This window comes from Algoriphagus halophilus (assembly GCF_041729275.1).
Lineage (GTDB): Bacteria > Bacteroidota > Bacteroidia > Cytophagales > Cyclobacteriaceae > Algoriphagus > Algoriphagus halophilus_A.
Genome location: NZ_CP146486.1, coordinates 2438624 through 2456854, shown reverse-complemented (window position 1 = coordinate 2456854; position 18231 = coordinate 2438624). Strand labels below are relative to the sequence as shown.

Here is an 18231-nt window from a genome sequence, read left to right as displayed (position 1 = left end):
GAGACAGGGCCATGGGAAACTATGGCTCTTTTTTAATTCTTTGGGGAAGAATCTTCCTCCTCTGCATCTATTTCAATTTGAGAAAAGATAGTATCAGGAGAGTCCATTTCTTGTTTATAAAAATTATGAACCCCGACCATGAAGGCAACGATCAATGCCCAAACTATTCTACGTAATGGTCTAAAAATTTGCTTAAATAGCCTCATGTGGTTTAAGGTTTAAATTAAATTACCAATTTTTATTCCATATTCGATTGATTGTCAGCTTGACACTCGTCCATGGCCAATTTATTCGAAATTCAATGTTCCAAGCATGTCTAATGTAATTGTCAATCGGGTAGCAGAGTTCTTAAAAACGTATCCTCCGTTTAATTTTTGAGCAAAGATGATTTGGAGAACGTAGCACAGCAGGTCTCTATCAAGTATTTTGAGGAAGGTGAACGCTTATTCTCCCAAGGTGAACCAGCCCAATCTCATTTTTTATTATTCGGGAAGGATCTGTCAAACTGACAGAGAATCAGACATCTGGTGAGTTGGTTAAAGAGTATTGTGACCAAGGTGATGTATTTGGAGTTTTAGCCCTTATGGGTAAAAGGCCATATGTGTTGAATGCAATTGTAGCAGAAGAAACGATCGTTTACTTTGTTCCAGTATCCATCTTTGAGTTGATTCTAGAGCAGAATAGTAAAGTAGCACTCTATTTTGCAGCAGGATTTGCAAGTGGTCAGGTGGTCGTCCGGCAAGATTTATCGCAAGGACAAAAAGCCAGGGGAGTTTTTAGAAATGAATCGAATGACCACTCCTTATTGATTTTTTCAGATCCTTCAGTCATCAAGATTTCAGAAAACGTGTTAACTGGGTTGAAAGATCTCTCCATTCAGGAAGCGGCCCAACAAATGAGTTTTGAAGAAGTAAGCAGTATCGTTGTGGTGAATGAGCACAAGTATCCACTTGGAATCATTACTGATAAGGACCTTAGAAAAAAGTGGTAGCAGGAGGATTATCACTGGATGCTCCGGTTTCTGAAATAATGAGTGAAGAATTGATTGTCCGCAAAAGTGACGCGTCTTTTTCAGACCTCTATTTGTGTATGATCAAGAATAGACTTCACCATTTGGTGCTTACAAAAGACGGAACTTCTCAAAGTCCGGTAACTGGAATAATTTCTGATCATGATGTGCTATTATCCATGGGAAATAGCCCCGCTATTTTGATTCATGCCCTGCTCAACACCATGGATCTTGATGAGATGAAAAGTATTCGACTTAGAGCCGAGCAAATGCTTCGTTATTATTTAGAAAATGAAGTGGCAATGGATTTTGTAGCATCAGTCATGACTGAAATCAATGATGTAATTATCAGTCAGGCAAGAATCATTGCGCTTACGAAATATCGTAGAGAATACCCTGAAATGGAAGGAATCAAATTCTGTTTTTTGTCATTGGGTAGCGAAGGAAGAGAAGAGCAGTTATTACGGACAGATCAGGATAATGCGATAATTTATGAAGATGTCCCACAGGAACTCCAAGATAAAGCTGCTGAATTTTTTCTGAAAATAGGGGTTGAAATGGTGGAGGTATTAATCCACTGTGGAATATCCCCCTGTCCAGGAAATATTATGGCAAGTAATTCCAAATGGGTTCAGCCAATTAGTACATGGAAAGATTATTTTTCTGAATGGATACTCAGGCCCACGGAAGAAGCTTTATTAAACTCTACCATATTTTTTGATTACAGGGCAATTGGCGGGACAAATTTTCTGGCTGATCAATTGACAGATCATATTTATGAAGAAGTTAGGAAGAAGCATTTTTTCCTAAATTTTCTGGCTAAAAACGCTTATTTGAAACCCGCACCTTTAGGGTTTTTCAGAGGATTTATGGTGGAGAGATCCGGGGAACATAGAGACCAATTTGATATTAAAGCCAGGGCGATGATGCCTTTGGCTGACCTAGCGAGGTTGTTAGTTTTAAGTCATGGAGTAGTTGGGATTAACAATACGTTTAAGCGTTTTGAAAAGCTTGCTGAATTAGAGCCAGTCAATCAAGAATTATTTATTCAGGCAGGTAAAGCCTATGAAATACTTATGCGAATGAGAGCTTTGGAAGGACTTCATCATGAGAATAGTGGGAGATTTATAGATCCTGAGAGTCTTGGAAAGCTTCATAAGCAACTATTGAAGAATACATTTACTCCGCTACTGGAGCTTCAGGAATTAGTGAAAGTAAGGTTTCAATTAGACTACTTTTCGAAATGAGTTGGTCGTTGTTCAAGAAAAAGATTTCTCCAAAGTCCTTTGTCAAAGATTTTCTGAAGGAGTTTAAAAGTACTATTCCCGAAATTAGGCAATTCGATGAGTTATCTTTTGTGGTTTTGGATACAGAAACCACTGGGCTTGACCTTTCCAAAGATCATATATTGTCCTTTGGCGCTGTAAAAATACAAGAGCAAAAAATCCATATTTCCACAGCAGTTGAATGGTATTTAGCTTCTTCCAAAACGGGAAAAGACTCCATACCAGTACATGGTTTACTAAAAAATGAAGAGGAGATCTCCTTGGAATCATTTGCTATTCAACTCTTGTCTTACTTAGGTAATCATGTGATTATAGGCCATTCCATCAATTTTGATTTAGCAATGTTAGAAAAAGCGCTAAGACCTTTTGGGCTGGTTGATTTCCCAAACTCAAGTATTGATACCAGAGATTTGGCAATTCGATTAGACCATGGCTTAATGGTGGATCCTAGTAGGTTAAACTTTCAGGACTACACGCTAGACTCACTTTGCAAACGATTTAAAATCGAAACAGATGATAGACATACGGCTGGAGGAGACGCTTTTTTGACAGCTAATTTATTTTTGAAGCTCTTGAAACTTGCTAGCAAGAAAGGCATAAATAATTGGGGACAGTTAAAAAAATAATCGAACCCAGATTAGGGACTGTATGTGAGTCATTACGTATGATGTTTTTTGCTTTATTTTTATTTCCAATCAAAATTCACTTTGCCCCGTGCCTTCATGTGCACCGTTAACCCATTTTTGGTAGGATAGAAATCTTCTGGACTGATTACTAAATCAATTATTTGCAAATCAGCAATTCCCGTCTTCAAAGCCAATCTGTCCTGAATGCTTAACATTCCTTCATCCAAATAGTCGCCAATTGGAAAGACAGCTCTTTTTTCAATATTTCGGATGATCTTTCTTTTTTTGAGACCAATACTTGTCTGGGCTCCTAGGTTGCCACTTTCCATTTTAAAATTGATATCCGTGAAATAAAGATTTTGATTTTCGGCATCATATGCTGGTTTCCCGATAATGTAGAGCTTTCCATCTAAGCTTTTTCCATTGGTTTGTTCTGCCATAAAATCCATGGTTATTTTCAAAAGATCTCCAAAGGATTCGCTTTGAATATTGTCAGGGGTGAGTATGGTCTTTTTATCTATCCGAATTGGGCGATCATTCAGGTTTTCTCCCAGTAGTTGATTTAATTTTTCATAATCAAGGACCCAAGGTAGAGTAATTTCCAAATGATTTTCAGAATCAGAGTTTGGGATAAGTTTGGGTAGAGGGAATGCACGGCTTGGTGCGGCATTAACAGGATGGTTATTTACCTTTCCGTTCAAACCTAGCCAAACATTTAATTGATCCTCTTGATCAAAGAATTCTTGAAGCTTAACAGAATCAGGCTGAATAGAAAATGTAGAAGCATCTCCTTCCCAATTGATCGTAAAAGGCCTTCCCACTTGATTCCATGCTAGATCAATAAAAGTCTTCAAACTAACGATGGATTTGGAGGAGTTTAAGTTTTGTTCTCCCCAGCGATTGATCTCCTTCTCTAAAAGCCCTGAAAGATCCACTTCCATTCCTAATACTGATAAAGCTAATTTTCCTCCTAAGTCAACCAGTTCAAAGTCAGTTATTGAAATGCTCCAATCCGGGTTGATCGTGGGGTTTAGGATAAAAATCGGGGAAAGGGTTTCGTCTAAAGGGATTTTGGATTGAATAAAACTACCTAGACCACCTCTTTTTAACCCAATCTCTCCCTGAAGTTTTAAAGGAAGGGTTAATTGAATTCGCTGGCTGTCCAAAGCGGTATAGGAAGGACTTCCGTTTCTTGTCAGTAATAAGTTTCCTTCAAAATTTCCAGAGCCGATCGATTCATCATCCACCAATACCTGGGGGATGGCCTGATTAAATATTTTATCCAAGGTTTTCTTTGGGATTTGCACAGGTACATTGACTGAGGAAAATGCCGGAGGAGCAATTTCTGGCTCAGGGTTTAAATGCGGATTAAAAGTTTTGCAAGAAGCGAAGCTAGCGATTGCAAAAACGAATAGTATAGATGATTTGACTAAATCAAACTTGGATTTTAATTTCATTTGTAAATTCCTTGGTTAATCAGGGAACTTTATCTTCCCCAAAAATATTACCCTTTATTAAAGGATAGAAAATGAATTGGAATAAATTAACACAATTGGGTCAAATAGAGGACATCAAAGTTTTAAGTGAGGATGTTCCGGTAATGATATTTAAACATAGCACCCGCTGCTCGCTAAGCAGTATGTCTTTGGATCGACTACTTCGAAATTGGAAGGAGGACGATCATAAATCGGTTATTCCTTACCACTTGGACATCATTGAGAACAGAGAGTTGTCTAATCAGGTAAGCAAGGAATTTGGTATTCCTCATCAATCTCCACAGGTAATTGTATTAAAAGACGGAGTGGCAGTTTATGACAATAGCCATTTTGGAATATCCTATCCTGAAATCATGGAAGTGGTGAAAAAATAATTCATCTTTTAAATCATATTTTAGCCATTTATCCTCCCGATATTCCATTCTAATTTTTCTTTAGTTGAGCACTAAACCTTTGGCACTTTTCTAGGGTCAAAGAGTCAGATATTTGCGCAACTATGGGAAACATGTATAGATACCTTTTACTGATTTTTTGCCTGCTACTAGTTTTTAATGTGTATGGGCAACGGCCTCAGGGTCAAAGACCTCAAATAAAACTTACAGGTACCGTCATGGACGGAACCACGAAAACTCCAATGAATGGAGCCAATGTTTTAATTAAGACTGTTACGGATTCTTTGTTAGTGGGAGGCGTTACAGATGCCCAAGGGAAATTCGAATTGAATAGACCGATGATTCCTCAAGTAAAAATTGAAATAAAATTCATTGGCTATGAAACGATTTCCAAGACTCATAGCTTTCGTGAACCGGCAGATCTAGGAACCTTGGTTTTAAATGAAGATACCCAAACTTTGGGAGAGGTAGTGATTGAAGGACAGTCTCCAGTTGGGGAAATGAGAGGAGATACCACCTCTTTTAATGCCTCAGCATTCAAAACGCAACAAAATGCCCAAGCGGAAGATCTGATTAGAAAACTTCCAGGGGTCACCATTCAAAATGGCGAAGTGCAGGCCCAAGGGGAAACTGTTCAAAAGATTTTGGTGGATGGAAGGGAATTTTTCGGTTCTGATCCAAATATTGCCTTAAGAAATCTTCCTGCAGATGCTATTGATCGAGTAGAGGTATTAGACCAAAGATCTGATCAAAGTAGGTTGACAGGATTCGATGATGGTTCCTATACCAAAACGATCAACATCATTTTAAGAGAAGATCGGAAAAATGGTCAATTTGGACGTGTATATGGAGGGTATGGAACGGATGATCGATATTCTGCCGGAGGAAGTTTGAACTTGTTTAGTGGAGACCGAAGAATTTCCATTTTAGGATTGGCGAATAATATCAATCAACAAAACTTTTCAAGTCAGGATTTGGCAGGAGTGAATGCTAATAGTTCCGGTGGAGGCAGAGGTAGAGGCCGTGGAGGTTTTGGAGGTGGAAATAATAATTTCAATGCAGGGAACAATAGCGGGATTAACACTACTAATTCAATAGGCCTCAATTACTCTGATAAATGGGGACAAAAAGTGAATTTCACAGGTAGCTATTTTTTCAATAACTCGGCCAATAATTTACAGGAAATCACCAATCGTGAGACGGTTGTCAATGAAACTTTGACCCAGTATTATCAGGAAAATCTGATTAGTACTACAGACAATTATAATCATCGATTTAGCGGAAGATTGGAGGCCGATTTAAATGAAAAGAATTCCTTTATAGTGACCCCCAATGTATCCATTCAAAACAGTACTAGTTTCAGTGACAGGGATGCTTTGACCACCGCAAGTACAGGGGATTCTCTAAGTGCTTTAAGATCGATCACCAATGCGGAGAATAAGTCCTACAACATTTCTAACAACATTACCTATCGTTATAAATTTGATAAAAAAGGGAGGACTTTTTCCACTGATATCAATACCACCTGGTCCAACCGAGATCAAATTTCCGATTTGCTTGCTGCCAGCATAGATTATAATAGAGATGTTTTAGATACTACACTGCAGGAGACTTATAACCTGTCAAAAGGGTTTAATTATAGGGTCAACGCTACTTTGACTGAACCTTTGGGAGAAAAGTCTATAGGTACTATTGGTTATCAAGTTGGAAATAATAAATCCAATTCAGATCAAAAGACATATGTGCTGGGAGCAGAACAGGGAATTTATCTCTTGGATACTGCCTTGAGTAATGAGTTTGACAATAAGTTTATAACTCAACGAGTACGTTCTGGATATGCTTATAATAACAATGGGTTAAACTTAAACTTCAACTTAGATTATCAAAATGCGAAATTAGATAATGAGGCGTTTTTTCCAGAACCAGGAGTGTTCAATAGAAACTTCAATAACATTTTGCCGGGTGCAAGTTTGAGCTATAGAAATCGAGAGACTGGAATTTCTTATCGGATGAGGTATAGAACCAATACCGACGAACCAAATGTATCCCAACTTCAAAATGTGGTAAACAATCAAAACCCATTGAATTTGAGTGTTGGAAATCCAAATCTGGGACAAAGCTACAATCACAATATTTTCATCAACATGAGCAAAATAAATATGGAGAAGAACCATACCATGTTTATGTTTTTTAACTACTCAGGAACGAAGAATTATATAGGTTCTAGCACCTTTTTGACAGCACAAGACACCTTGATTAATGGAGAAATATTATTGAGGCCAGGAGGGCAAATTACCCAGCCGACCAACTTGGATGGAAACTTTAGAACCACTTTCTTCTTCACTTATGGAACTCCTATAAAAGGAATCAAGACTCAATTTAATATGAATACGCGGGTGAATTTCAATAGAATTCCAGGGTTGATCAATGGGGAAACAAACCTTAATGATAACCTGTCTTTAAGGCAAGGGATCACTTTTACCTCGAACATCAGTGAGAATGTAGATTTCACCTTGAGTACGACAGGTAATTATAATATTGTCAATTCCAGCCTTCAAACTACACAGGATAATAATTACTATGTACAAGAGTCCAATCTGAGATTGTATTATTCTCCAAACGGAGGAAAGTTATTTATTGGAAATAATATCAATCATAGCTTATACAGTGGTTTGTCTGAAGGGTTTGATCAATCGTTCTGGCTTTGGAATATTGAAGGAGGCTATCGATTTGGCAAGAATAACAAGGCAGAGTTAAAAGTGGTAGTTTTTGATTTGTTGAATCAGAATAACAGCATTCAAAGAACCATTTCTGACGTTTCAGTAACTGATGTTTATACCAATGTACTTACTAGATATGGAATGCTGACATTCACTTATATCATAGGGAATTTCAAGCAGCCGGAGCCTTCAGACAACCCTTGGGAGCGGAGAAGACCTGGCGGTAGTAGAACTTGGTAAAAACTTAATTTTGATTTAATAATTCTAAGAATGAATAGACCAAGGAATTCTAAGCTTTGACTACAGGTAAAGATCCCAGAATTACTCTTTTTCAGCTCCCGGATGAATTGAACTTAAAAAAACCGACTTCCTAGAGGAAGTCGGTTTTTGATTCGGTAGCAATAGTGTTACATTTTTGGAAGTACTACTGTGTCCACAGAGTGAATGACGCCGTTTTTCTGCCATACATCAGCAATGGTTACTTTTGATTGACCGCCATTTTCATCAGTGATATACAGATCTTTTCCCTTCATCCATGCGGTTAATTTACCTCCTTGCACCGTGGTGAAAGTAGCTTTCCCATTTCCTTTTTTGATCGCAGTGGCAATATCTTTTGACCCCATTTTACCTGATACCACATGGTAGGTCAATACGGCTTGAAGCTGAGCTTTATTTTCAGGTTTTAATAAGGTTTCAACTGTTCCAGCTGGTAATTTTTCGAAAGCCATGTTGTCTGGTGCAAACACCGTAAAGGGACCAGCTCCTTGTAAAGTTTCTACCAAACCAGCGGCTTTTACAGCTGCTACCAAGGTGGTATGATCCATGGAGTTGACCGCATTTTCTACAATGTTTTTAGAGGGATACATTTCTGCTCCTCCGACTAGGACCGTTTTTTCCATTTGAGCAAAAGCTGAGTTTGCAGATAGAAAAATAAAGGCAGCAAATGCCAATTTGAAGAATTTTTGAATGTTCATGATTTTTTAGATTTTGATGATTCTTAGTTTTTGTATTTGAAAGGAAATACGCGGTTGCTATACCAACTGGATCGCAAGAGATTCAAACTATTTTAGAATCTTGACCCGACTATCATGAAATGCTTGCAATCCCTCCTGATTTTTTGTCCAAAAAATCCTAAAACCCTTAGCTTTGTGGCTTGATAAAATTGCAAAGCATGTATCAGGAAAAAATTGAAGCGATCAAAGCAGCCATTGCAGCCGCTGATGCGAATACCCCAGAGGAGTTGGAATCCTACAGAATGGAGTATATCTCCAAAAAGTCTGTGGTGGGAGAGCTTTTTGCAGGAATGGGAAAGGTTCCCAATGAAGAAAAGCGTGCTTACGGGCAATTGGTTAATGGAGTAAAGCTGCTGGCTGAAACTAAGTTTAAAGAGCTGATCGAAAAGGTAAGCGAAGCAAATAAAAAATCTAAGTCTGCTGATATTGATTTGACTTTGCCTCCTTCCAATCAAGGTCTGGGAGGAATTCATCCTCTTACGGCTACCAGACAACGTATAATTGAAATTTTTGAAAGAATAGGTTTCAACCTTTCAGAAGGGCCAGAGATAGAAGATGATTGGCATAATTTCACTGCCTTGAATTTTCCTGAAAATCACCCTGCGCGTGAAATGCAGGACACTTTCTTCATTGAGAAAAATCCAGACATCGCCCTCAGAACGCATACTTCGTCGGTACAGGTGCGTGTAATGGAAAACCAACAACCACCTATCAGAACTCTTTCCCCTGGTAGAGTGTATAGAAATGAAGCAATCTCTGCACGAGCACATTGTATCTTCCATCAAGTAGAAGGGCTTTATGTGGACGAGAATGTGGGCTTTGCTGACTTGAAAAACACTGTTTACCACTTTGCTAAAGAGATGTTTGGCAAAGGCACTAAAGTACGTTTTAGACCTTCATATTTCCCTTTTACAGAGCCTAGTGCCGAGATTGATATTACTTGTTTGATCTGTGGAGGATCAGGTTGTAATGTTTGTAAAGGAACTGGCTGGGTTGAAATTGGAGGTTCTGGAATGGTAGATCCTAATGTGCTGGAAAACTGTGGAATCGATTCGAAGAAATATACAGGCTTTGCCTTTGGTATGGGAATTGAGCGAATTGCCATGTTGAAATATCAAATCAAAGATCTTCGTTTATTCACAGAAAACGATGTCAGGTTCTTGAAACAATTTACTCCTTTGCTTTAAGTGTAAAGGATATGTTAGATAGCAGAAAAGCCCGAATTATTCGGGCTTTTTTTTTTGTTAGTATTTATTTTAGGGTTACTCCAAACCTTTATCCCTCATTTTCTTGAATTCATCGAACCTTCTGAAAATGGCTACGGTAAAGCCTGTCAACATAATGATGGTTCCGATCCATAACACATTGATATACGGTTTTACAATGGCTTTCATAACCACATAATCTTTCTGGTATTGATTGACCTTAAAGACAAATTTATTCTCCTCTGGAAGAATGTTCTCCAAAGAAATCTTAATTCCTAATTCAGAATCTACTACTGGGATTTTGCCAACTTGACTGTTTCTAATGATGAAAGTAGGCTCCAATACTTTTTCTACATCATAATCCAATATTCTAAGTTTGGCTTTCACAGCGACATCTCCTTCTTGTAAGACATAGTCATCTAGTTCCTGCAATACCTCCGCACCATCAAAATAAGTAACGAAATCAGCTACGTGGAACTGCTCTCCAGGAGCTACTTCATAGATTTCATCCTCTTTCCAGTCAGGATCTTCGTAGTCATTCATGGCTGCTACATAGGTATAAAGATCCTTATCTAAATAAATCTTAGAATCTGGAGAAGAGATCAAACCTCCCATGCCTGCATTGAATTGAGACATAGGGTTCAGGGAAAATTGTAGGGTATTGTTTTGGTAATAGTCGATTTTAAAGTAATCATTTTCTTCCAATACCAAATTAACGGTATCCCCTTTTTGGAAATAGTCCTTGTAGGATTCCAATGCGATGGATTTGTTGACCAAACCGGTAGTTTCCAGAATTTTTGCAGGAACGTATTCAGGAACTCCTACCACTTTCTTTTGTCGGCCTCTATACGTGACTGTATAGTCTTTCATCTGAGTAGGTTTATTGATCCAAAGCAATACATGCTCCTTATTCAATTCGTCTTCCCAGCTGTTGCTATAAGTTAGTCCTGACATGTTGATGGAGATAACATCTGAGTAACCAGAGCTAAACATGATACCAATCAAAACCATTCCTAAGCCAATGTGTGCTAGAGATCCACCTGCTAGCTTGAAAGTGGATTTCTTGAGAATCTTAGCCAAAATCACGGAGTTGGCTACGATTGTAAAGGTGCCAGCCAGAATAATAATAATGTATTTCCAGTCGTAAACTTTGGCCAATACAATGATCACTGCAGAAATTAATACGGAAACGATATAAGGCGTCACCAATGTTTCTTTCAATTTCTGTTTGTCCATTTTTTGCCACCAGAAGAATTGTCCTACTGCAGTTAAAAGTGACAATGCTACTGCAAACCATAATTGGAACTTCGTGTAGAATTCAATTTGGTCAGCAGGAGGTGCCATATTGGAAATTCCACCAAAGCTTTCTACCAAGGTATTCCAAACAGGTATAGAGGTAGGTAAGATTACCTGGAAAGCCATTAATGCTAAAGTGGTTGCTCCAATGAATACCCAAAATTCTCGAGAGTATACAGAAGCTTCTTTTTCTGAACTTGGGATATGTTTCCATGCTCTTGCAGAAAGAACAATGGCCACTACCAAAAAGAACAGCATGTAGATCAAAAGCTGACCTGATAAACCAAGATCCGTGAAAGAGTGTACCGAAGCATCTCCCAAAACTCCAGATCTCACCAAGAATGTAGCATACAACACCAATATAAAGGTGGATATCACCAATATGATAGAAGTCTTCAATGCGGTAGCACTTTTCTTGAAAGTGATCATGGTGTGAATGGCTGCCACTAAGATCAGCCAGGGAACGTATACCGCATTTTCTACAGGATCCCAGTTCCAATAACCGCCAAAGTTAAGCGTTACATAAGCCCAATAGGCTCCCATAATGATTCCCATTCCTAGGATCATGGCAGAGAAAATAGCCCACGGCAAAGCAGGACGAATCCATTCTGAATATCTTTTCATCACCAACCCTCCCATCAAAAAAGCGAACGGGACAAGGGTGGATGCATACCCTAAGAAAAGGGTAGGTGGATGGATGACCATCCAAATGTTTTGAAGTAATGGGTTAAGGCCAGTTCCATCTTCCGGTACGAAGTCTGGGTTTACATGGAATATAGGCGCTTGAGTGGCATCCCTAAGTAGAATGAAGGGTGAACTCCCTATTTTTAAATCCCCAATGACCACTCCCAAAATCATGGAAACCAAAAATGCTTGGACCAAGGCAAATACCACCATCACAGGAGCTTCCCAAAACTTATTGGTCTTGATTAAAACTGCTCCTAGTATCACGTTCCAGAAGATCCAAAGGATAAAAGCTCCTTCTTGACCTTCCCAGAAACTGGAGATCATATAATGGACTGGTAAGGCTTTCGAACTGTGAGAATAGGCGTAGAAATATTCAAACCGGTGGTTATAAATAATTTCAAAAAGTGAAACTGCAATCAAGGTTGCTGATACACCATGGATTAAGGAACTTATCCTACTGAATTTTCTCCAGCTATCTTTTTCTAGTTCGTTTGCACGGAAATATTGAATGTATGCATAGGCCGTAACCAATGCACTAACAAAGGCCACGATGGTCATCATGTGGCCAAGATTTCCGATAAAGGTATTGATCATGGGGTTTTTATTCTAGCTACGCTTCTCACATTCCCGCTGCCTGTACATCTGTTTCCTGATATTTGGATGGGCATTTCATCAGGATTTTATCTGCAATGAAAATATCATCAGTTTTGTATTGTCCAATCACAACCACCGATTCAGATCGGGTGAAATCTGCTGGAACAGGCTCGTTGTAAAAGACTTCCTGCTCAGTGCCGTCATTATCCACCAACACAAAAGTAAATGAGGTTTTATCTTCTCTAATATTCAAACCAGTAACAGCTCCCGTTTGGTCTTTCTTCAATTGTCCTACTACGTGAATCGGTTTGTCATTTCCATCTTGCTTCATCTCCAAAGCAGTGTTGAAACTTTCATAACTACTGGCATCACCGATAGAAGTCATAATGATGACAATGGCAATGGCAATAATTCCAATTCCTATTAAATGTCCCTTTTTCATGATTTCTGAATGTTAGGATTGAATATTTTTTTCTAGTCTGCTGATCTTACGATCTGTGCTGATCAAGTAAATTGTAATTCCTGCGAAGATTAATATAATTACACCTACCAAGACATAAATCTTCCCATCTGCTCTCATGGCATCAGCCATATCTACAGTATTATTAGTGTAATCAGATTCAGTTACAGGAATCTTCTCTTGGGCCATGGCACCAAATGAGAAAATCATTAAAGCTATAATCAGTAATTTTTTCATTTATCAGGAATTAATCATTCGGTCTTCAAGTACCCTTTCCACCCTACGCATTCTCACGCGAACAGTTGCAATCCAGCTGCCTAAAAGCGTCCAACCTATGATAGCAGGATAAAAAACCATTCGAAGTTTAGAGTCCAGGTCATAGGCATTAAAACCTGGGTTTCCACCATTGCCCGGGTGAAGACTATCTGTCAACCTTGGAAGCACAAATATTAATGGAATAAATGCGGCAAAAGCAAAGATGTTGTAAATGGCTCCTATCCTCGCTCTTTGTTGAGTATCGGTAAGAGAATTGCGCAAAATCAAATAGGCAAAGTACATCAGAATGCCGATGGCTGCCGCGTTTTGTTTTGGGTCTCCACTCCAATAGTCTCCCCAAGTAAATTTGGCCCAAAGCATGCCGGTTACGATTCCCAATACTCCGAATAAAATGGCAGCTCCTGCAAATTCAATGGCCATGTCATCATTCTTGATATCATTGGTTCGAAGGTATTTGATACTGTAGAAAACGGAAACTATTAGCATCAAGATCATTCCAAACCACATGGTCACATGGAAATGCAATGCTCTGATCGTTTCGTTTAGAATCGGGAGACGTGGTACATCCATCAGCAAACCTGCAGTCAAGGTATATAGCAGCAGGGCGATGGTAAGGATTTTCCACCAACTTTGGCGCATAGGGTATTTTTGCTAATTCAAGCGCAAAAATAAGTCATAAGTTCCTGATTTCGCTGCTTTTTCTAAAGTCTTTTGAAATGGGAGATCATTTCGTAAAACTTAAATAGAAATCACACTTAAAGCTTGACTTTATATTTTTGGATGAATGTCAGATAATTCTATTTGTAGATTCCATTGATCAGGACCTCCACAAATAAGGAAATAATATATAGGCTGCTGCCGCCACGATGGCGTTGATGGCAAAAAGGGAAATGATTTTATCCGCACTGACGCTCCAGTCCAATCCGTCCATGGCATTTTTGAAATCCGGATTGCCATCAAAAGAATAGGGATGATGACTGGAAAGCTCAATATGGCCATTAAAGTCGCATTATTTCCCGCTTTGGAAGCGATTCCACTCACCATGGTCAAGCTAGCTGAAAAACCCATGGCTCCTAAAATTAAATTTAGAATAAATAAACCTTGGTCTAGGACTTGATTCCCTAGAATTACAGAAAACACCCCATATCCCAAAAGTGCCAATACTAAGGTTAGCCCTGTATTATAGATAATTTTGGATAAAATGATAGATTCAGGTGAGGCGATCATGTAGTAATAAAGCTGCCTCCCTTGGTGTTCCTGTACAAAACTTTTGGCCACAGCATTCACCGCAGAAAAAAGAATGATAATCCAATAAAGTGCATTCCAGGTTGGAGCTGAAATATTTCCTTGCTTTGCTCCTACACTGAGGTAGGTGATAAACACCGCTGAAACTACATACAAAAGAATTCCATTTAATGCGTATTTCTGGCGCCATTCAAGAGTCAGTTCTTTTTGGATTAAAATGGAGATTTCTTTTAACATCGGCCAAAGATAAGTCAGAAGTTAGATTCGGAATACATATGACAAGATTTTTCAAACTTCTAATTTTAAATTTCTGATTTTAATCTCTGTCATCTTGTCACTTTTTTTCAACTGGAACAACTGTTGCAATCCTGAGCCCGAAAAACATTGTGTTTAACTAAACAAATTTATAGCCATGCAGGAAAAAGGCACCATCTCGATTCATACCGAGAATATTTTCCCAATTATCAAGAAGTTTCTCTATTCTGACAATGAGATTTTTCTTCGTGAACTCGTTTCGAACGCAGTGGATGCGACTCAAAAAATCAAACGATTAGCGACATTAGGTCAGTATTCAGGAGAACTAGGTGACACGACCGTAGAGGTAAAGTTTGACGAAAAGAAGAAGACTATTACCATTTCAGACCGTGGTCTAGGGATGACCGCTGAGGAAATTAAAAAGTACATCAACCAAGTGGCCTTCTCCGGAGCAGAAGAGTTTGTGGAGAAATTTAAAGATGCCAAAGATGCCAATGAGATCATCGGTAAATTTGGTTTAGGTTTCTACTCTGCTTTCATGGTTGCTGATAAAGTGGAGATCAACACTCTTTCTTACCAAGAAGGTGCTGAGGCTGCAAAATGGACTTGTGATGGTTCAACTTCTTTTGAAATTTCCAAAGGAAAGAGAAAAGAAAGAGGAACTGACGTCATTCTTCATATCAACAAGGATTCTGAAGAATTCTTGGATAAATGGAAGCTTCAAGGTATCCTTGATAAATATGCGAAATTCCTTCCTGTGCCGATTAAGTTTGGTACCAAGAACGAATCTGTTGAAGATGGAGTAGATGACAAAGGAGAAAAGAAATGGAAATCAGTTGAAGTTGATAATATCATCAATACTACTGAGCCAATCTGGACCAAGTCTCCAAGTGATTTGACAGACGAGGATTATTTGAAGTTCTACAAAGAGCTGTATCCAATGTCTGAGGATCCTCTTTTCTGGATTCATTTGAATGTGGATTACCCATTCAATTTGACTGGAGTGCTCTATTTCCCAAAAGTGAAAAATGAATTTGAGCTTCAGAGAAATAAGATCAAGCTATTCTCTCGCCAGGTATTCATTACGGACGAAGTGAAGGATATCGTTCCTGAATTCTTAATGTTGCTACATGGGGTGATTGATTCTCCGGATATTCCTTTAAACGTGTCTAGAAGCTTCTTGCAGGCCGACGGAAATGTAAAGAAGATCAACTCTTACATTACTAAGAAAGTGGCTGACAAGTTGGCTGAGCTTTTCAAGAAAGACAGAAAAGCTTATGAGGAGAAGTGGGATGATATCGGCTTGTTCGTGAAATACGGAATGATTTCCGAAGACAAGTTCTATGAAAAAGGAAAAGACTTTGCCTTGCTTAAAAATACCAAGGGTGAGTACTTTACTTTAGAAGAATACCAATCCAAAGTAAAGACTATCCAAACCGATAAAAATGAGCAAACCATCGTCTTGTATGCTACAGATGTAGAAAAGCAAGATAGCTTTATCCAATCTGCCAATAAGAAGGATTATGATGTATTGGTGATGGATTCCCCAATAGACAGTCATTTTATCCAAAACTTAGAATCTAAGTTGGAAAAAACTTCCTTGAAGCGAGTGGACTCTGATGTGGTGGAGAAATTGATCCAAAAAGAAGATACTTATTCTAATTTGCTTACTGAAGAGCAGAGCAAAGAAGTGAAGGAAATCTTCGAAAAGGCGATTGGTAATAAAACCTATACAGTAGAAGTGGAAGGTTTGAGTCCTGAGGAACTTCCGGTGACGATCACCATGGAGGAATTCATGCGCAGAATGAAGGAAATGGCTGCTACTGGTGGCGGAGGAATGGGCTTCTATGGTTCACTTCCTGATGCTTATAAAGTAGCGATCAACGGAAACCACCCGGTGGTAGACAAGGTCTTGAAAGCTGAAACGGAAGAAGAGAAAACCAAGTTGGCCAAGCAAGCCTTTGATTTGGCGAAGCTTTCTCAAGGCTTATTGACAGGTAAAGATCTCACTGCTTTCGTCAAGAGAAGTGTGGAATTGCTTTAAATAAGCTAGTTTTAATATGAATTTTTAAACGGGTGTGCTTGCATGCCCGTTTTTTTATCATATTTATAAAAGCCTAGTTCCATACTAGGGTATTACCCGAAATAACTTATTTTTGTCCATGCTTTCAAAAAAGACCAAATATGCCCTACATGCTTTGACTTACTTGGGTAAGCACAAAGATGAAAAAACAGTATTAATCCATGATATAGCGGAGGAACATGGGATATCCCATAAGTTTTTAGAAAATATTTTACTGGAATTGAAAAAGGCTGGGATGCTTGGGAGCAAAAAAGGCAAAGGTGGAGGCTATTACTTGATTAAAGAGCCAAAGGATATTCCGCTATCAAAAGTAATCAGGCTTCTAGATGGTCCCATTGCATTACTTCCTTGTGTGAGTTTGAATTACTATGAACCCTGTGCTGAATGTAAAAATGAAGCACTTTGTGGGATTAATAAGGTCATGATACAGGTTCGAGATGAAACTCTTAAGATACTGGAAAACAAGACATTAGAAGATATTTTAAAAACAGGTTAAAATTTTTTTACCATAAACCCTATAAATTAAATAGGGTTTGTATACTTTTGTGCTTTACGCTCGTATAAACCTGATATGATTTTAGATCAACCACTTAAGAAACTATTTAGCAACAAGTCTGGAAAAGACAGCAATGCAAAGAGTCTGCTCAAGTCAATTTCTTGGAGAATTGTAGGGACGATTGATACGATTATCATTTCCTATTTCGTCACCGGACAATTTGTAATGGCCATATCAATTGGTTCTGTGGAAGTGTTCTCTAAGATCATTTTATACTATTTACACGAGCGAGTTTGGGAAGCTGCACCTAAAGCAAAAGAAGATGACACTCAAAAAGAATATGCATGAACTGGAAGCTCAGTTAAATCAACTGAGTGCACAGGAAGGGTTGGCACTCATTGCTGATCTGTTTCCGGGAAAAGTAACTTTCTCCACCTCCTTGGGGCAGGAAGATCAGGTGATTACCCAGCTGATTGCCGATGCACATTTGCCTATCTCTATATTTTCTTTGGACACTGGAAGATTATTCCCAGAAACCTTGGAATTGCTTTCTAGGACAGAGGCAAAGTACAAGCAACAGATCAAGGTGTATTACCCGAATACCGAATCAGTGGAAAAATTGGTTTCCGAGATCGGGATCAATGGATTTTATGAGTCTGTAGAAAATAGAAAGTCTTGTTGCTTTGTCCGTAAAGTGGAGCCTTTAAAAAGGGCATTGGCAGGAAATGAGGTTTGGGTGACGGGACTTCGTGCAGAGCAGTCTGCCAATAGATCTGATATGAAGCGAATAGAATGGGATGAGGGAAATCAGATCTTAAAATTCAATCCCTTATTGGATTGGACTTTTGATGAGATGATAGCTTATATCTCTGAAAAGAGCATTCCTTATAATCCTCTACATGACAAAGGATTCATCAGTATTGGGTGCGCACCTTGTACTAGAGCCATTATGGAAGGTGAAGATGCCAGAGCTGGTAGATGGTGGTGGGAAGATTCTAAAAAGAGTGCGGGCTACATGCCAAGTGAAATATCAGATTTAAGACGTGAGATTTTAGAGTCAAGAGACAATTAAGTAGACAAAAGATCCAAGAC

At 38.7% G+C, this 18231-nt stretch carries 16 protein-coding genes and 2 pseudogenes; 10 read left to right on the top strand and 8 right to left on the bottom strand.

The genetic code is table 11. The features are described 5' to 3' along the window. Positions 1–32: 32 nt before the first annotated feature. Positions 33–206 (bottom strand): hypothetical protein, encoded by a 174-nt coding sequence (locus V8V91_RS13200; RefSeq protein WP_373400502.1) that lies wholly within the window; start codon positions 204–206, stop codon positions 33–35. Positions 207–532: 326 nt separating this feature from the next. On the opposite strand from V8V91_RS13200, the gene V8V91_RS13195 reads away from it, so the two are divergent. From V8V91_RS13195 to V8V91_RS13185, 3 genes are read left to right on the top strand one after another with little or no spacing between them, the layout of a single operon-like run. Then, on the top strand, positions 533–991 hold the full coding sequence (locus V8V91_RS13195) for a CBS domain-containing protein (RefSeq protein WP_373400501.1): 459 nt from the start codon (positions 533–535) through the stop codon (positions 989–991). Further along, positions 985–2256 carry a DUF294 nucleotidyltransferase-like domain-containing protein gene (locus V8V91_RS13190; protein WP_373400500.1) on the top strand — a complete coding sequence of 424 codons (1272 nt, stop codon included), beginning with the start codon at positions 985–987 and terminating at the stop codon, positions 2254–2256. The genes V8V91_RS13195 and V8V91_RS13190 overlap by 7 nt, the downstream gene beginning before the upstream one ends. Then, complete coding sequence (locus V8V91_RS13185) at positions 2253–2921, top strand: PolC-type DNA polymerase III (RefSeq protein ID WP_373400498.1); 669 nt, start codon at positions 2253–2255, stop codon at positions 2919–2921. The genes V8V91_RS13190 and V8V91_RS13185 overlap by 4 nt, the downstream gene beginning before the upstream one ends. Positions 2922–2980: 59 nt before the next feature. Here V8V91_RS13185 and V8V91_RS13180 read toward each other — a convergent pair whose 3' ends face one another. Next, positions 2981–4378, bottom strand: a complete 1398-nt coding sequence (locus tag V8V91_RS13180) for a DUF4403 family protein (protein ID WP_373400497.1) — start codon at positions 4376–4378, stop codon at positions 2981–2983. 71 nt (positions 4379–4449) lie between these two features. Here V8V91_RS13180 and ytxJ point away from each other — a divergent pair, with 71 nt between their 5' ends. Together ytxJ and V8V91_RS13170 are read left to right on the top strand one after the other, a co-directional pair. Then, on the top strand, positions 4450–4791 hold the full coding sequence (ytxJ, locus tag V8V91_RS13175) for a bacillithiol system redox-active protein YtxJ (protein WP_373400496.1): 342 nt from the start codon (positions 4450–4452) through the stop codon (positions 4789–4791). 131 nt (positions 4792–4922) lie between these two features. Then, positions 4923–7769 (top strand): outer membrane beta-barrel protein, encoded by a 2847-nt coding sequence (locus tag V8V91_RS13170; protein WP_373400494.1) that lies wholly within the window; start codon positions 4923–4925, stop codon positions 7767–7769. Positions 7770–7936: 167 nt separating this feature from the next. Here V8V91_RS13170 and V8V91_RS13165 read toward each other — a convergent pair whose 3' ends face one another. Continuing rightward, positions 7937–8503, bottom strand: a complete 567-nt coding sequence (locus V8V91_RS13165) for a fasciclin domain-containing protein (RefSeq protein WP_373400493.1) — start codon at positions 8501–8503, stop codon at positions 7937–7939. A 197-nt stretch (positions 8504–8700) separates the two neighbouring features. On the opposite strand from V8V91_RS13165, the gene V8V91_RS13160 reads away from it, so the two are divergent. After that, positions 8701–9729, top strand: coding sequence for a phenylalanine--tRNA ligase subunit alpha (locus V8V91_RS13160; protein WP_373400492.1), 1029 nt, complete (start codon positions 8701–8703; stop codon positions 9727–9729). A gap of 75 nt (positions 9730–9804) precedes the next feature. On the opposite strand, the gene ccsA (V8V91_RS13155) is transcribed toward V8V91_RS13160, so the two are convergent. From ccsA (V8V91_RS13155) to V8V91_RS13135, 5 genes and pseudogenes are all read right to left on the bottom strand, one after another. After that, positions 9805–12324: a cytochrome c biogenesis protein CcsA gene (gene ccsA / locus V8V91_RS13155; RefSeq protein ID WP_373400491.1), complete on the bottom strand. Its 2520-nt coding sequence runs from the start codon at positions 12322–12324 to the stop codon at positions 9805–9807. Between the two features lie 25 nt (positions 12325–12349). Further along, complete coding sequence (locus V8V91_RS13150) at positions 12350–12766, bottom strand: cytochrome c maturation protein CcmE (protein ID WP_373400490.1); 417 nt, start codon at positions 12764–12766, stop codon at positions 12350–12352. A gap of 12 nt (positions 12767–12778) precedes the next feature. Then, positions 12779–13021, bottom strand: coding sequence for a CcmD family protein (locus tag V8V91_RS13145; protein WP_373400488.1), 243 nt, complete (start codon positions 13019–13021; stop codon positions 12779–12781). A gap of 3 nt (positions 13022–13024) precedes the next feature. Next, positions 13025–13699 carry a cytochrome c biogenesis protein CcsA gene (gene ccsA / locus V8V91_RS13140; RefSeq protein ID WP_373400487.1) on the bottom strand — a complete coding sequence of 225 codons (675 nt, stop codon included), beginning with the start codon at positions 13697–13699 and terminating at the stop codon, positions 13025–13027. Between the two features lie 178 nt (positions 13700–13877). Further along, positions 13878–14542 (bottom strand): annotated as a pseudogene (locus V8V91_RS13135) (heme exporter protein CcmB). Positions 14543–14717: 175 nt separating this feature from the next. Here V8V91_RS13135 and htpG point away from each other — a divergent pair. The 4 genes and pseudogenes from htpG to V8V91_RS13115 all read left to right on the top strand — a co-directional run bounded on the left by htpG (position 14718) and on the right by V8V91_RS13115 (position 18165). Then, entirely contained in the window at positions 14718–16604 is a 1887-nt protein-coding gene (gene htpG / locus V8V91_RS13130; protein WP_373400486.1) for a molecular chaperone HtpG, read from the top strand. A gap of 118 nt (positions 16605–16722) precedes the next feature. Beyond that, the gene (locus tag V8V91_RS13125; RefSeq protein WP_373400485.1) at positions 16723–17139 is read left to right on the top strand and encodes an Rrf2 family transcriptional regulator; all 417 of its coding nucleotides are present in this window, start codon (positions 16723–16725) and stop codon (positions 17137–17139) included. Between the two features lie 75 nt (positions 17140–17214). After that, a complete protein-coding gene (locus V8V91_RS13120) occupies positions 17215–17487 on the top strand; it encodes a DUF2061 domain-containing protein (RefSeq protein WP_074225495.1) in 273 nt (90 codons plus the stop codon). Further along, positions 17480–18165: pseudogene (locus V8V91_RS13115) on the top strand (phosphoadenylyl-sulfate reductase). The gene V8V91_RS13120 and the pseudogene V8V91_RS13115 overlap by 8 nt, the downstream one beginning before the upstream one ends. Positions 18166–18231: the final 66 nt, after the last annotated feature.

Coding starts and splice junctions, on each gene's coding strand:
- V8V91_RS13200 (WP_373400502.1), bottom strand. CDS start 206: ATGAGGCTATTTAAGCAAATTTTTAGACCATTACGTAGAATAGTTTGG.
- V8V91_RS13185 (WP_373400498.1), top strand. CDS start 2,253: ATGAGTTGGTCGTTGTTCAAGAAAAAGATTTCTCCAAAGTCCTTTGTC.
- V8V91_RS13180 (WP_373400497.1), bottom strand. CDS start 4,378: ATGAAATTAAAATCCAAGTTTGATTTAGTCAAATCATCTATACTATTC.
- ytxJ (WP_373400496.1), top strand. CDS start 4,450: ATGAATTGGAATAAATTAACACAATTGGGTCAAATAGAGGACATCAAA.
- V8V91_RS13170 (WP_373400494.1), top strand. CDS start 4,923: ATGTATAGATACCTTTTACTGATTTTTTGCCTGCTACTAGTTTTTAAT.
- V8V91_RS13165 (WP_373400493.1), bottom strand. CDS start 8,503: ATGAACATTCAAAAATTCTTCAAATTGGCATTTGCTGCCTTTATTTTT.
- V8V91_RS13160 (WP_373400492.1), top strand. CDS start 8,701: ATGTATCAGGAAAAAATTGAAGCGATCAAAGCAGCCATTGCAGCCGCT.
- ccsA (WP_373400491.1), bottom strand. CDS start 12,324: ATGATCAATACCTTTATCGGAAATCTTGGCCACATGATGACCATCGTG.
- V8V91_RS13150 (WP_373400490.1), bottom strand. CDS start 12,766: ATGAAAAAGGGACATTTAATAGGAATTGGAATTATTGCCATTGCCATT.
- V8V91_RS13145 (WP_373400488.1), bottom strand. CDS start 13,021: ATGAAAAAATTACTGATTATAGCTTTAATGATTTTCTCATTTGGTGCC.
- ccsA (WP_373400487.1), bottom strand. CDS start 13,699: ATGCGCCAAAGTTGGTGGAAAATCCTTACCATCGCCCTGCTGCTATAT.
- htpG (WP_373400486.1), top strand. CDS start 14,718: ATGCAGGAAAAAGGCACCATCTCGATTCATACCGAGAATATTTTCCCA.
- V8V91_RS13125 (WP_373400485.1), top strand. CDS start 16,723: ATGCTTTCAAAAAAGACCAAATATGCCCTACATGCTTTGACTTACTTG.
- V8V91_RS13120 (WP_074225495.1), top strand. CDS start 17,215: ATGATTTTAGATCAACCACTTAAGAAACTATTTAGCAACAAGTCTGGA.